Raw genomic sequence first — 15009 nt, forward strand, 5'->3', positions numbered from 1 at the left:
GAAACAGACTTGCAAAATAAGTCTAAATTTTACTCAGGAAAAAACGCTAGACACAAAGCCAACCGCTATCACAAAGCTAGACAAACTCTTCAGCGTAAAGACACTCGTTCAGCGAAGCGAAGACTAATCGCTCTGTCTGGGAGAGAGAGACGGTTTATCGCTGATGTGAACCATCAAATCAGTAAGGATATTGCAAAGCCTCACACCCTGATTGGACTGGAAAATCTAACCGGAATACGGGACAGGACTAAAACAAAATCGGGCAAAAAGGCAAGCAAGAAGAGACGACTAGCTAATCGAAACAAAGCTAAATGGTCTTATGCCGAATTGCACGGGTATATTGACTACAAAGCAAATCTAAATGGTTCGTTAGCAACTAAAGTTCCGGCTCATTATACGTCGAAAAGTTGTCCTAAATGCGGACATACTTCGGATGCTAATAGACCAAACAAAGGACTATTGTTTCGATGCGAATGTTGTGGACATGAGTTGCACGCTGATTTGATTGGTGCGCGAAATATTGCAATGAGAGCGTTACTTGTCCGGCAAGACTGGACGAGTACGGGGAGCTTGTCAGCATCCCCTAATGTATCGGGCCGTGAAACTAAAGCTGAGATTCTTTCTAGATTCTCAGAATTGCGGTGGAGTCCAGATACAAGCCCACACCTCCGGCGGTACTCCGCTTGGTGATGGGTAGTTGACTTTCTTTTTAATAAAGTTTCTCCCAAGCCGCATTCCCAGAGGTTTCGCCCTTGAATTCTCAGAAGTACAAAATTCAATCACTAATTGCTGAGATTGACGAGGTACTCAGCAAGCCCGCCCCCCGCTTGCCTTGGACGGGTTCTCTTGATACTGTCCACCAGCGCCAACTTTTAGAGCGAGTTCGCGCTTATCTGGTTTCCTCAGACTCAAAGCTACCCATCGGCGACAGGCCCAGAAGCCCAAGTGTCCGCCCAGCACCAGTTCCTGTTCCGAAAGTGCCGATGCCGCCGCAGGTTCCCTCCGCAGCAGAGCAAATTATGCTTGCTGTCACCGGAGAAATTAGCAACCTGCGTTCCACCCTCACCGGGCCGCTCCAACAAGACATAGAAGCCCTGCGACAACAGCAGCAAGCTCTAATTCAAGAAATCAAACAGCTAGAAGCAAAACGGCAGCAGCAACAATCCCTAGCTCAGCAACAAGCAAACCAGCAGCAAATCATTTCTGAATTCTTGCAGGTACTGACGGGCCGCTTGGCAGAAACCTTGGATCGCGATTTCTCCCAAATTCTCGGTAGCGTGGAAAATCAGTTGTTGTCAATTAGTGCAGCACAATCGGAGCAATCGGCTTTAAAACCACAAAATTCAGAAGAACAGCCGCTGCTGACACCGGCTCAGAGACTCGAGCAAATGGAACAGTTTCAAGCTCGTGCTGAGAGTCTGCTGATGAGCCTCGATTCTACGGCGGCTCTCGTGTTCGAGGGTTTGGAAGCAAAGTTGCAAAGCTATCAAACTTCTTTGGGACAAGGACTCGAAAATATGTACGGTTTGAGCCAGCAGAGCGAGGCGGTGTTCGCGACTTTTGTCAACCACTTGGCGGCACAGTTGGGACGAGAAGCGTCTTCCTACGTGCAGCAGCCGTTGGCGAAGCCCTCGCAGAGGATCGCCCTGGCAAATCTCGAAACGGCAACCCCAACCGCCGCCGACGGCTCTGGTGCCGCTCCCGCCCTCTCAAATAAGGCGATAGAACCCTCAGCGCCTCCCAGTCAAAATCGCAGCGGCGAACTCCCCGAACAAGATCGATTTCCCTACGCCGGCACAGAAATTTCTCCGCAATTCAAAGAATTGAGGCACGACCGCGATCGTATTGAAGCTCCTCTCTCGTTCTCGGATTTGGAAGATAATTTGTTCGGTTCTGCACCAGAAACACCAGAGTCTGAAACTCGGTTGGCCGGCGCAGAATCGGAAGATATTTTAGCAGAACCGGGCGAAGATGTTGAGGATTTGTACGCGAGTTTGTTTGCGGGAAAAGAAGTCGCAGACCTAGAATTAGAATTCGACAATTTCACCATAGAAAATACTGAAATCGCTGCTGGAAGTGAAGCGGTAGAATCTCAAGGTGCAGATTTTGAAACTGCCGAATCACTAAATACAACAGAAGATTTGTTGGCAAATTTGCTGGATGATGGCGAATCGCTGGAAGATTTCCTGGTAGGGGAAAATTCAGATTTCGTAATCGGTAATTCGGTCGAGGATCTAACTTTAGATAGTGAAAATTTATTTGAACCGCAAGTTGCAAAAGCGTCTCAAATTTCAGAACTGGCAGCTTCGAGTTCGATCGCGCCAACAGTACCTCAAGTTTCAGAACCAGCAGCCCTAAGTTCGATCGCGCCGCAACTTGACTCGGACGATCGAGAAAATCTAGAAACGGCTCAAAACCTAGAGGAGGATTTCGACACTGCTGCGGTACCTGCGCCGCCAACTTTGAACGCGCCTCCTGAAATTAGCCCGCACCAACCCAGTGCCGCTGATGTTCGCACTGGCGAGTTCGACAGATCCTCGCTGCAGCTTGATGATGGCTACATCCAAGCTTCGCCGGACGAGGATTTGCTGCCGGTAGAGGCATTAGAAAATGACCTCGACCGAGCTCTAAATTTGGATAACAATACTCTGGAACTGTTGGAGACAGACCTCTACAATCTGGAGGGACTGGAAAATACTGCCCGAGGGCGATCGAATTCAAGTGCGGTTAACAGCTTGGATTGGGCGGCGAATTCCGAGGGCGGTGCAGAAAATCCCTTTGCTGAGGTGGCAGAGGAAGAACTCGGCAGCCTGGAGGATTTGTTCTCCGATGTTTTGGAACTCTCGTCTGAGGATGAACCGTTTGTTTTAGAAGACGAACTTGGGGATGATTTGTTGGCTGAGGAAGATGAGTCTAAATTGACGCTAGACGATATTTTGGCTAGTTTGACGGAGACCGATCGAGCTTTGATGGACACTGCCGAAACTGACGGAGTGCGATCGAGTCCTCCAGAAAGCAAAAAAAAAACCCTAATTCCCACAGAGAGTAAATCCGCAGTTGTTGAGGAAATAACCGAAGTCAGCGATAACGCGCAGCAAGAGCCGCAAGTTTATTCTGTTTTAGGTGCGATCGACTCCTTATCCCGGACTCGGCCAAATTCTCGCTGGTATTTGGGCATTGATTTCGGTTCCAGCGGACTGTCGGCGGCTTTGCTCGATCGCGCCAGCAGTCAGTTGTACCCGATTTACTGGGAAGCATCGCAGGTTCAGGATGCCGCAGCGAGCGCGAGCTTTCGGATTCCCTCGGTTGCGGCGATCGAGGAAACAGCCCCAAGCGGTACAAGCCCGCAGGTTACAGTCAAGTCGGTGGGATGCCGGCAGTTGGCTTTGCCTGCAGGAGAATTTTTGCTGCAAAATTTGAAATTGCCTTTAAAAGTCAGCATTCCTTATCAGCGGGCAAATGCTGGGCTGTACGAACCGCTGTTGCAGTTGTCTCCGGATCGGGCTGTGTCGATCGCCCTACCGCTGCAAGGTGTGCGGGCGCTGCTGGCTACTTTGAATCCGAGTCAGCAGGGGCAAAAATTTGGCGGCGGGGGAGAAGTTTTGGATGCTGCAATGCCGGAGGCGAATTTTGATCTGTTGCCAGTTTCTAATTTAATCTGTAAAGCTTCGGGACTGAGGGCCGAAACTCTCGATGCGGCCCTGTTAGATTTGCAGGGTGTAATTCTGGGGACTCCGGCGGGCTGGTCGGATGCTTATCGGTTTAACCTGCGGGAGGCTGTTTTGGGGGCGGATTTGGTGGCTTCGGCTTCGCAAATTTTTGTAGTGCCAGATGCGATCGCCACTTTGGTTGCTGCTGTAACTCCTGCGAAAAATCCCGCTTTGGTACAGTCGCCAGCGCCCGATTCTGTTAGGGGCGAGCTCGCAGAACCTGCACCTAGAAGTGTGAATGCTTCGGCTTTTTGCGGCGGAACTTTGATTCTAAATGCCGGGGCGGCGACGGTGGAATTAGCTTTAGTCGATCTCCCGTCCAATCTTCAGGATTTAACTCGTGCTGATTTTACTTGCCAAAGTTTTGAGGCTGCTGGCGATGCTTTCGATCAGGATATTATCTGTCAGTTGTTGGCTAAAAATGAAACTTGGGGAATGTCGGTCGATTTGCCTCGTCCGGGGCATCCCGATTTACCGAGTCGCTATCAATTGCAGCAGCGGTTGCAAGGTTCTGATTTTGGCCTGCAATTGTTAGAGGCGGCAAGGCATTTGAAAGTTATTTTGCAACATCAAGAAAGTTTTGTTTTGAATATCGGCCAGCAGCATTGGGATGTGCAGCGTAGAGATTTGGAAAGTTTGGTTTTAGTGCCTTTTGTGCAGCAGTTGAACCGCGAATTAAATGCTTTGTTGAGCCGCGCGGGAATGTCGCCGGCGGGGATCGATCAGGCGATTTGTGCCGGAGGTATGGGTGCTTGGCCTGCGATCGCCCGCTGGTTGCGGCAGAAGTTGCCGAATGCGATCGTCGTTCAACTTCAGGAGTTCGAGGGCGATCGAGATATTTCAGAAATTCACAATTCTGCCATAGATTCTGTATCTCAAAGCACAAATATCTCAGAAATTGGTTTAGTTGCCTGCGGGTTGGCGAGTTTGGCTCTTTATCCTCAAATTTTGGATGTGTCGCAGCACCAGTACAGCGACTTTTTTCTGCTGTGGGAATTAATGCAGGTTTTGGGTGCCAAAACTCAGAGCCTTGAGGAAATTTTGCAGTTGTTGGAACGTCAGGGCGTGAATACCCGCACCTGCGAGCCCCGGATTCGGGAGATTTTGGAAGGAAAATTGCCGGCGGGACTTTTGCCGGAGGAGGAAGATTTCATGCTGCTAGCCGAGGATTCGAGGCAAAATCCAGATTGGCAAGCAATTTTGTCCGAGCCGCTTTTCTTTGAAGATGTCACGCTGGGTTATCGCTTGAATGTCGAGCACGCTAGGGTTGTTAGCGAATACTTGCGTACCCTCGCCCTCGCGAGCCAGCAAAAGTTATTGGAGCCGCTAACAATTGCTTGGGATGTTCCCACCGATAGTTATCCCAATTTTTAAGCCTTAGTTTTTTACAGGGGCGGGCTACAACCCGCGCATTTTCGTGAAAAAACCCGGTTTCTCGGTCTTGATGCGTAATATCAATTCCTCTCTTCATCGTCCTGTATTCATTTCTCTGGGATCTCTCTGTGTTCTCTGTGTTCTCTGTGGTTAAATCATTCCGATACAACCGGAAACGATATAAATCCTAAGAGCATAAGTCAAATTATCGCTAAACGCCAAAAAACCAGGTTTTTTGGCAGACTTGAATAGCAAAAATAGCTATAAAATTTGATTTAGCCAAAGCTCGCGAGCCCGCAGCGGCATTCTTTTTTGGCGGCAAAGAATAACTTTTGTATGTAAATTTACTTAACTTTACAAAAAAATCATACATTTTCACAGGAAATACACGCAAACTTTATAAAAGTGCAGCCGCTTTTTAAAGATTGTGCAAAGCACAGAAGTTGACCTTCTCCAGACTTGGCGAGCCTCATAAAATGAACGTGAGATATCGTGAAATTTGAGAGAAATCGAATGAAAATTGCGATGGGTGCTTCTAAATCATCAGTATTATCCGAAATACAGTCCTTATTTCTTCCGAAACTTACGTACGAAGTTTGTGTATCAAAACAGCAGGTTCACTGTTCCGTAACGAGCAAGGTCAAGCGGTCGATCGATATTTTGGGTTCGCTGCTGGGACTGGCGATTGCTGCAGCGGTGGCGGTGCCGGTGGCAGTGGCGATGCTGTTGGACAATCCGGGCCCGCTGCTGTACAGTCAAGTCCGGTGCAGCTTCAAAGGGCGGCATTTTAGAATGTGGAAATTTCGATCGATGGTTGTCGGTGCAGAAAAGCTCAAACATTTAGTTGCCAATCAAGCCACCGGCCACATTTTTAAGAATGAAAATGACCCGCGCATTACCCGCGTCGGCCGCTTTTTGCGGAGCACGAGTTTGGACGAGTTGCCTCAATTCTGGAACGTCTTACTCGGCGATATGAGCTTGGTGGGAACTCGGCCGCCCACTCCCGATGAGGTTGCTCGCTACAACGATTTTCACTGGCAGCGTTTAGATGTCAAACCAGGCCTGACTGGGGAGTGGCAAGTCAACGGAAGGTCTGCAGTTAAAGACTTTGACGATATTGTGCAGATGGATATCGACTATCAGGGCAAGTGGTCTGTTTTCTACGACATCAGTCTGCTTTGCAAAACAATTTGGGTTGTCCTGAATAAAAACGGTGCGTGTTAATTTACCTGCAGTTTTGGGTTGTTAGTTTGTGGTGAGCTGGGATGAATATTAAACTAAAAGCTGTTTTGCTAAAAGTTAAACAGCTACAAAAAAATGTTAAATTAAGGGCAATCTTTTGTAAAAAGATTGCCCTTAATTTTTGTTCGTTTCCCTTGACTGATGACTGATGACATCATTTCTGGTCGATTGCGATCGCAAAAACGGTTCGCTCCCGGATTGCGGACTTTAGGATCGAAAACTTAATAACTTAAACACCTCCTAAAGTCTTCTCTCCTGTAAGTTGCCTTCCTCAAAGGAGGCAGAGCCTCCGGATCTGCATTACCAGGCAGAGCCTGGTAACGAGCAACTGGACACGATATGCCCAATGCCCAATGCCCTGTTTGGCCCATGACTTCTATGATGAATTTGCCTAATTTGATTACTTTTTCCCGCTTGCTGGGAGTACCTTTTCTGCTCTACGGTTTGTACGATCCAAGCGCTCAAAGCCGCTGGATTTGCACCGCGATTTTTGTGGTAGCTGCGGCTACTGATTGGCTGGACGGCTATTTGGCTAGGAAGCTGAATCAAATTACCGATTTGGGAAAGTTTCTCGACCCTTTGGTGGATAAATTGTTGGTGTTAGCGCCGCTTTTAGTGTTGGTTGAGTTGGGTAAAGTGCCGGCTTGGGCAGTGTTTTTAATTTTGGGGCGGGAGTTGACAATTGCTGGGTGGCGTGTTAATAAAACTACGATTTCTGGAGCTAATATTTGGGGCAAGTTGAAGACTGTGAGTCAGATTGTGGCGATCGCACTTTTAATTGCTCCTCTATCTGAGGCGTGGAACGTTCCGACATTAGTTGCGTTTTGGGTTTCTGTAGCTTTAACTTTGATTTCTGGCGCTATTTATCTGTGGCCACAATCGGCGGTTGAGACCAAGTAAATCGGTTTTTGTAACTGCTGATTGACGCGGATTAACCGAGGTGAAAACTTCGATCTATTTGTAGGGACACGGCGCGGTGCCGTGTCCTAATCGCCGCTTAATAATGACTCCCAGATTTCCGGTAGTGCACCGCTGTTACACCGTCATTTTTCAGCAAATAACCGTTTTCAACTGCTGCATAAACTACCCAGTGATCGCCGCATTCCATCCGACTTATTACTTCGCATTCGAGATAAGCTAGAGCCTGAGTTAAAACCGGACAGCCGTTGCTAGCTTCCATTGTTTCGACTCCGGCAAATCTGTCTTCTCCGGGAGCAAAGTTTTTCATGAAATACTTCCGCAACTGTCGCCCTTCTGCTAAGATGTTGAGCACAAATTTGTCTCCGGCGTACATCAAAGCTTCGATCGATCGATCTTTAGCCACAGCAATCGTCAAACCCGGAGGATTAAACGTTGCTTGCGACACCCAGGAAGCCAGCATCGCACTGGTAAGATCCCCGCGCTTCGCCGAAACTACGCACAGCGAACCTACCAATCTTCCCACCGCTTGTTCCGTGCGATCGCTCCCAGCCACCAACTGCGGTTTCGGTGCCCGCAATTTTTGCGACTTGATCAAAGCTTGAGCAAAATCTGTACCCGCCTCTTTGCACTCGTAAATCGTCGCCGCCGTCGGCTTGAATTTCGCTCGAATCGGCTCAAATCCAATGCGGTAGCCGGCATCTTTCAGCTTGCTTTCCACTAAGTCGATCGCCTCTCCACTCCAGCCAAAAGAACCGAAAACCCCCGCTAATTTGCTCTTAGTGGCGGTAGAGAGTACAATTCCCAAAGCAGTCTGAATTTGCGTCGGCGCGTGTCCTGCTAGCGTCGGAGTGCCGATGATAAATCCGGCGCATTTCTCGATCGCCTCTTGAATTTCTCCCGGTTCCACAAACTCGCAGTTGATAGTGTCTACAGCCACACCTGCTTTGGTAATTCCTTTGGCGATCGCCTGCGCCAAAGTAGCCGTATTTCCGTAAGCCGAAGCATAAAGCAGAGCAACTGTCAAGTCTTTTGAATTTTGTTGCTGGCTCCATTCCCGATACAAATTGCTCAGTTCGTGGAGGCCGTAACGGACGATCGGGCCGTGGCCTGGAGCATAAAATGCTGTTGGTAAATCGACTAATTTATCCATTGCCGTCAGCACTTGTTTGGCCTGAGATGCGTGCAGGGAATCGTAATAATAGCGGCGGTCTTCGCTGTAAACGCTCCAGCCTTCATCGAATACTTGGTCGCCGCAAACGTGAGCCCCAAAAAATTTGTCAGCGAACACAATTTTAGTTTGGGGATCGTAGGTGCAAAGTTCGTCAGGCCAGCGGGGAGTCGGAGTCGCGATGAATTTTAATTTGTGACCTTTTCCTAAATCGAGAGTTTCTTCTCCCCGCACAATCATAATGTTTAATTCTTGTTCGGGAAAAGCGCCTCGCAAACCAATCGCCGCTGGATTCGTACAAACAAAAGCTACTTGCGGAGCCAATTCTAACAAAGCTTTAATTGTGACGGCTCTGTTAGCGTTGAAATGCCCTAAAATCACATAATCTAGCTTTGTTAAGTCCACCCGTTGCTGCAAAGAATCCAGAAAATTTTGGGTGAAAGATTCTCCCGGCGGGTCAAACAAAGCATTTTTTTCGGCTTGAATGATGTAGCTGTTTGCTGTCGTCCCCTTTTGCAGGGAATATTCTACTTCAAATTTGAGTCTATCCCAAGTGCGCGATCGCACTGCAACGGTATCTGCTGCAATTTGGATAAATTGTACGTCGCGGGGTTTAACATTGGATGCAAGCGTGGAAGTTAGAGTGTTAGTCATTTATTGCACCTATTTCTATTAATTTTGATTCACTAGATACTGGCTGTTTCTACATGGCAATTTTAATTTATTCGCTGCGAAAAACTAGATTTTTTTATTAACCACAGAGGACACAGAGCGCGCTGAGAAAGAGAAGGGAATACAACGATATCAGAAGATAAGAGAGGAGAATAAAAAGAGATATAAAGAGGTTGATAACTCGTTAAATCTCCTTCTTTCTTCTGACAACTGTCAACTAAGAGGGCGGGCACTCTGGGCACCGCCCCTACCAACTGTCAACTGATTTCCTAATAGTGATTTCCGACTTTGCGGTGGTGAACGGCGGGCAGTGCCTCGGGATTGGATACGCGGCCGCTATCTACAGTCGCATATACGATATGGTGATCCGAAAGTTCCATCCGGCTGACTACTTCGCATTCCATGTACGCCAAAGCGTCTGTCAAAATCGGAGAACCGTTGCTTGCAGGTTGAGTTTTCACTCCGGCAAATCGATCGGCACCAGGAGCAAAACGCTTCAAAAAGTGCCTCATCAGGCTTTGATAGTTGCCTTCTTCGAGCACGTTGAGCACAAATTTATTTCCTGCGTGCATCATCGATTCGATCGCCCGATCCTTCGCAACTGCGATAGTTAAACCCAGCGGTTTAAAACTCGCTTGCGTCACCCAAGAAGCCAGCATCGCACTGCTAACTGCGCCTTTTTGAGCGGTAATGATGTACAGTCCGCCGCTGATCCGTCCCAAAGCTTTATCCAAGTCGCTGTCGAGAGATTTCATCTGTTTGACAGCCTTGTCCCGCGACAGCCACTGTCCCAAGTCGGTGCCGGCTTCGTCGCACAGTTGATAAATCGCTTCCGTCGGCGCTTCTTTGATCAAAATGTTGGGAAATATTTCTTTCAAACCCAACTCTTTGAACTTGTTTCTTAGCGGATAAACCGATGCGTCATCGCCGCCGCCGGATTCGCACAAACCGAAGGATTGTTTGTTGTTAGCCGCCACTAAAATTGTGTTGATAGCAGCTTCGGCATTTTCTGCAGCAGCCCCGTTACTCGGCGGCGAACAAATCACGATACCAGCAGCACTACCGACAAGTTCGCGGACTTCTTGCAAGTCGGCGATTCTCAAATCCGTCATTTCCACGGCGACATCGGTTTTGGTAATCCCGTGGGCGATCGCTTGGCCGAGGCGATCGCTAAATCCGTAATCAGAAGTGTAAAATACCGCTACCGTGGTTTCTGCCTTAGCTTGGGCTTGGCTCCACTTTTTGTAACGTCCGGTAAGTTCAGCTACATTGTACCTGAGCAGCGGCCCGTGACCTGTTGCCACCGTACCGATTTCTCCCAATTCTGCCATCCGCTTCATGGCGCTGAGTACCGATCGAGCATTGGGAGCCATCAAACACTCATAATAAAAGTGGTAATCTTCCTCAACCGCTGCCAAATCGTCATCGTAGGTGCTGTCGGAACAGTAGTGCATCCCGAAAGCATCGCAGGTGAATATCACTTTAGTTTTGCTGTCGTAGCTGAAAATTGTATCCGGCCAGTGCAGGTTCGGCGCCGATACAAATTCGATAACGTGGCCGTTACCTAAATCTAATTTGTCGCCATTTTTGACTACAAGTCGCTCAAAAGGCTGGTGTACAAGATTTTCTAAAAATTGAATTGCTACTTTCGCCCCCACGACAATTGCTTGGGGTGCCAAAGCCAGCACATCTTTCACTAAACCGCTGTGGTCTGGTTCGGTGTGGCTGATAATTAGATAATCAATCTCTTTCGGGTCAATTTCCCCCGTCAGAGTTTCCATGTATTGCTGGCGAAACTTCTCGTGCGAGGTATCGACGAGGGCGGTTTTTTCGCCGCGAATGATGAATGAGTTGTAAGTTGTACCGTTTTTGAGCCCGAATTCGATGTCAAAGCGGTCTCTATCCCAGTCCAGGCATCTAATTGCCGTTGTGTCAGAGGCAATTTCGACTTTTTCCACCGTCAATTTGCGTTGGACTCGTTCAGTCAGGGCTACCATATTGTGCCTCCTTGTCTGTTATCCTTTACCTTATTGTTTCCATTCTGACACGTTTCTTTTGTAAATCTTCATAAAATTTCTTATGAGGGTGTTAAGTAACTTGTAAGCTATTTAATTCGTGCCGCGGGCGATCGACCTACTTCTAGAAAATCTGCCAATTAGGTCTTGACAAAAATTCTATTTTACAGTGTGTCGTTGAGTCCGGTTGCACTCCTCATGATGTTGACTGTTGACTGTTGACTGTTGACTGTTGACTGTTGACTGTTGACTGTTGACTGTTGACTGTGAATCGAATAACTCAAAATTGCGCCGAGATAGGTGGCGACTTGTAAAAATCATTTATGAATTGCCCTCTAATTTATCACCTGACAATGCAGCCGGAAACGATATTAATATCTTGAACCCGCGCCGGCGCACGAAAGTTTGTACAGTAGCGGTTTCAACCGCCAAGTCTTAGAAAAGCGGTTTTAACCCGGATTTAGTCTTGCTTCGAGGCTTATTCCTTCTGATTTGTCACAGGCAACTCGACAATAAACTCAGTTCCTCCGCCAACCTCACTAACGCACCTAATTCTGCCGCCGTGAGCTTGCACAATTACTTGATAGCAAACAGAAAGTCCCAAACCAGTACCTTTCCCCACAGGTTTAGTAGTAAAAAACGGGTCAAAAATCTTGTCTTGAATTTCCGCAGGAATGCCATTTCCGGTATCGCGGACAGAGATTGTTACCCAGTCCGGCTCGCTTTGCCAACTGCGGATTGTTATCTCCCCCGATTTGTTTGCAGAGTCGATCGCATCTAAAGCATTGTCAATCAAATTATAAAATACTTGGTTGATTTGACCGGCATGACAGTTAACTGGCGGCAAACTTCCGTATTCTTTCTCGATTTTGATCTTTGTTTTTAGCTTGTTTTGCAGCATCAATAAACTGCTGTCCAAACCTTCGTGCAAATCCACCGCTTTAAATTCCGCCTCGTCTAATCGAGAAAAACTTCGCAGCGTCGTCACGATGGAACGAATCCTGCCGCTGCCTTCCCGCATGGAATTGAGCATTTTACCAAAGTCTTCTCGAACATAATCTAGTTCTAGTTCTTCATTGATTTTGACAAGTGCTTCCGCGGCTTCCGGGCAGGCTTTTCCGCAGAATTCAAGAGCTTCGTTTAACACTTTAAAATATTCTTGAGCGTGAAACAAATTGGCGTGGATAAAATTGTTGGCATTGTTAATTTCGTGAGCAATACCCGCCACCATTTGCCCCAAACCCGACATTTTTTCGGTTTGAATCAATTGCTGCTGCGCCGATCGCAATTCTTCGAGCGTTGATTGCAACTGCTGGGTTTGAGCTTGAGATTTGACGGCAGCTTCTCGGACTTTGCTGTAAAGTTCTGCTTGCTGAATCGCGATCGCCATTTGATCGGCTAGCTGCGACAGCAACTCCATTTCTTGCCGCTGCCAGTTGCGGGTATCCCGGCACTCGTGAGCAATCAGCAAACCCCAAAGTCTACCGGGAAATTTGAAATTACAACTTCCATCGGCAGACATTGAATTTTCTTCGTTTCTGGATGTAATAATCGGTACGATCAGATTAGCTTTTACCTGCAAACTGTCTAAAAAATCAACGTGACAAGGCTCTAAACCGGAATTAAAAATATTATTAATTGCTTTGACTCGCCCTTGCTGGTAAAGATCGGCATAATCTCCCCTGAAACACTTATCTGCCCCCATCTCTCCTAAAATTGAAGGCCAAGGAACCATCATATCTTCAACGACAACTTTTCCCTGCCAGTTATCTTGAAACTGGTAGATAATTACTCGATCGCACTGCAACAGTTGGCGCACTTCCCTCACCGCTGTTTGCAGGATAGTTTCCAGATCCAAGGTACTGCGAATTTGGTTGCCGATCAGCCGCAGCAGCGATTCTCGTTCGGCTTGGCGGCGGGTTTTTCTGTAGAGTTTGGCTTGATTGATCGCGATCGCCAATTGAGAAGCTACCCCTTCTACAAGTTGTCTTTCCCAATGGGTCCATTCCCGTTCGCGATCGCACTGGTGCAAGCCTATTATGCCATTGACTTCACCTTGATAGCGAGTAGCTACTGACAGCATGGACTTAATCTCCAAAGCCTCGGCAATTTTTCTGGTTTGTGGGTTCAACCCCGGAAAATCGAGAAACTTCGTCACTGCTAGCGACTCCTGCAAAGACATAACTTTTTCCAAGTGCGGGTTGTCAGCAAGCGGTACTTTCATGCCCAGTTGGATCGGATAATCCCCCGCGTTGTACTCTCCGCGCGTGACTAAAATTTTTCCTGTACTCGATTCTTTGACTAAAATACTCGCGCGGCTGGATTGTAGCGCTTGCCCCAGCAACCGGCAGGCAGATGTCAAAATTTCTTCTATGTCAAGCGTGCTGCGAATTTCGTTATTAATTTGGTTCAGCAGGTTTGATAGCTGAACTTGCTGCTGCATCTGCACAATTAGGGCTTTTTGTTCGTCTATTTCCGGCTGCGAAAGACTTTGTTCCGGCCTCCAATTTTCAGCTTCCGGCAACTGCGAAGTGAATCTCGACCAAGGGTTTTCAGGTTGTTGTATTTTTAGAGACATATTTACTCTGCCGTTGTACTGTATTTTGAGCGAGCCTGGATTTTTAGACATTTGCTTGGCCTGCCAACAGCCCGATCGACACTACGACTGTTGGAACATATTAAGAGATTATAAAGGATGCACCTCCAGCATAGCAATTATTTGCTTTACAAATATTTATAAATACAAGTTATGTCTTTTGTTGTAGCGGAAAATACTGAGTGAGCGGGCCCCTGGAAATTCGTCAGATGTTAATTAGAGTTAATTGCTAGGTTAAGCGAAGAAAATTAATCTAAAATCTATCTTTAGTTCAGTGTTGGCGCTCGCGCTCGATAAACATGGAAAACTCAATTGCCGATAATTTTCCCCCGCCACTTGGTAGCAGCAACCTGACACCTCAATTCACAGGTAAAGGCCGGGTTAAAATAGCTTTGGCGATCGGCAATTCGCGGCTGCACTGGGGATTGTTGGCGGGCAAAACCCTAGAGAAAACATGGGATACAGAGCATCTCGAAGCTGATGCTGTTTCCCGGCTGTGCGAGGCAGAAAAAGCCGAATATTTGGTGCAAACAGTCATAAGGTCGATCGAGCACATATCCGATCTAAATCTCCCTTGTCTTTCTGATACTCCCGCTGTATCTAATTCTCACACACTTTCTTTCGTGTCGCTACCTCTAATTTTGGCATCAGTAGTTCCCCAGCAAACAGCAATCTGGCAGAGTTATCCCGATGTCCGAATTATTAGTTTAGACGAATTGCCGATCGGCGGACTCTATCCAACCCTGGGAATTGACAGAGCTTTGGCTTTGCTGGGCGCTGGCAACCAATTGGGTTGGCCAGTTTTACTTATAGACGCTGGTACAGCTTTAACATTTACTGGGGCAGATGTCAATAGGTGTTTGATTGGGGGCGCTATTTTGCCCGGTTTGGGTTTGCAATTGTCGTCTCTCGGAAAACAAGCCGCAGCATTGCCCTCAGTTAGCTTGCCAGACAATCTGCCGCACCGCTGGGCAAAAGATACTGCTGGGGCAATTCACAGCGGAGTTGTGTATGCGGCGGTGGCAGGAGTTAGAGATTTTATTGAAGATTGGCTGAATTTGTTTCCCAATAGCAAAATTGCAATCACCGGGGGCGATCGAACTTTGCTATTGCAATATCTCACCGCAGCCTTTCCCGATACAGCCTCGTCAGTAATTGACGCGCCAGAAGCGATTTTTTGGGGAATTAGTTATTAGTTATTTGTTATTTGTTATTTGTTATTTGTTATTTGTTATTTGTTATTTGTTATTTGTTATTAGCTCGTTACCAGGCTCTGCCTGGTAATGCAGATCCGGAGGCTCTGCCTCCTTT

Annotated in this window: 8 protein-coding genes; 5 read left to right on the forward strand and 3 right to left on the reverse strand. The window is 47.5% G+C overall.

Annotation, left to right across the window (positions count from 1 at the left end):
- The 4 genes from WBA89_RS02645 to pgsA all read left to right on the forward strand — a co-directional run.
- On the forward strand, positions 1–690 hold a 690-nt coding region (locus WBA89_RS02645; protein ID WP_424403821.1), incomplete at its 5' end, for an RNA-guided endonuclease InsQ/TnpB family protein.
- Between the two features lie 62 nt (positions 691–752).
- Entirely contained in the window at positions 753–5084 is a 4332-nt protein-coding gene (locus WBA89_RS02650) for a hypothetical protein (protein WP_424403823.1), read from the forward strand.
- A gap of 513 nt (positions 5085–5597) precedes the next feature.
- Complete coding sequence (locus WBA89_RS02655) at positions 5598–6308, forward strand: sugar transferase (protein ID WP_424403825.1); 711 nt, start codon at positions 5598–5600, stop codon at positions 6306–6308.
- A gap of 399 nt (positions 6309–6707) precedes the next feature.
- A complete protein-coding gene (gene pgsA / locus WBA89_RS02660) occupies positions 6708–7226 on the forward strand; it encodes a CDP-diacylglycerol--glycerol-3-phosphate 3-phosphatidyltransferase (RefSeq protein WP_424403835.1) in 519 nt (172 codons plus the stop codon).
- A 97-nt stretch (positions 7227–7323) separates the two neighbouring features.
- On the opposite strand, the gene WBA89_RS02665 is transcribed toward pgsA, so the two are convergent.
- From WBA89_RS02665 to WBA89_RS02675, 3 genes are all read right to left on the reverse strand, one after another.
- A complete protein-coding gene (locus tag WBA89_RS02665; RefSeq protein ID WP_424403827.1) occupies positions 7324–9069 on the reverse strand; it encodes a diflavin flavoprotein in 1746 nt (581 codons plus the stop codon).
- 287 nt (positions 9070–9356) lie between these two features.
- The gene (locus WBA89_RS02670; RefSeq protein WP_424403829.1) at positions 9357–11084 is read right to left on the reverse strand and encodes a diflavin flavoprotein; all 1728 of its coding nucleotides are present in this window, start codon (positions 11082–11084) and stop codon (positions 9357–9359) included.
- Between the two features lie 496 nt (positions 11085–11580).
- Positions 11581–13731 (reverse strand): GAF domain-containing sensor histidine kinase, encoded by a 2151-nt coding sequence (locus WBA89_RS02675; protein WP_424403831.1) that lies wholly within the window; start codon positions 13729–13731, stop codon positions 11581–11583.
- Positions 13732–13997: 266 nt separating this feature from the next.
- Here WBA89_RS02675 and WBA89_RS02680 point away from each other — a divergent pair, with 266 nt between their 5' ends.
- Complete coding sequence (locus WBA89_RS02680; RefSeq protein ID WP_424403833.1) at positions 13998–14894, forward strand: pantothenate kinase; 897 nt, start codon at positions 13998–14000, stop codon at positions 14892–14894.
- Positions 14895–15009: the final 115 nt, after the last annotated feature.

This window comes from Microcoleus sp. (genome assembly GCF_049646505.1).
Classification (GTDB): Bacteria; Cyanobacteriota; Cyanobacteriia; order Cyanobacteriales; family Microcoleaceae; genus Microcoleus.

Bases quoted from the DNA above. Each gene is read 5' to 3' on its own strand.
- WBA89_RS02655 (WP_424403825.1), top strand. From the start codon at position 5,598: ATGAAAATTGCGATGGGTGCTTCTAAATCATCAGTATTATCCGAAATA.
- pgsA (WP_424403835.1), top strand. From the start codon at position 6,708: ATGAATTTGCCTAATTTGATTACTTTTTCCCGCTTGCTGGGAGTACCT.
- WBA89_RS02665 (WP_424403827.1), bottom strand. From the start codon at position 9,069: ATGACTAACACTCTAACTTCCACGCTTGCATCCAATGTTAAACCCCGC.
- WBA89_RS02670 (WP_424403829.1), bottom strand. From the start codon at position 11,084: ATGGTAGCCCTGACTGAACGAGTCCAACGCAAATTGACGGTGGAAAAA.
- WBA89_RS02675 (WP_424403831.1), bottom strand. From the start codon at position 13,731: ATGTCTAAAAATCCAGGCTCGCTCAAAATACAGTACAACGGCAGAGTA.
- WBA89_RS02680 (WP_424403833.1), top strand. From the start codon at position 13,998: ATGGAAAACTCAATTGCCGATAATTTTCCCCCGCCACTTGGTAGCAGC.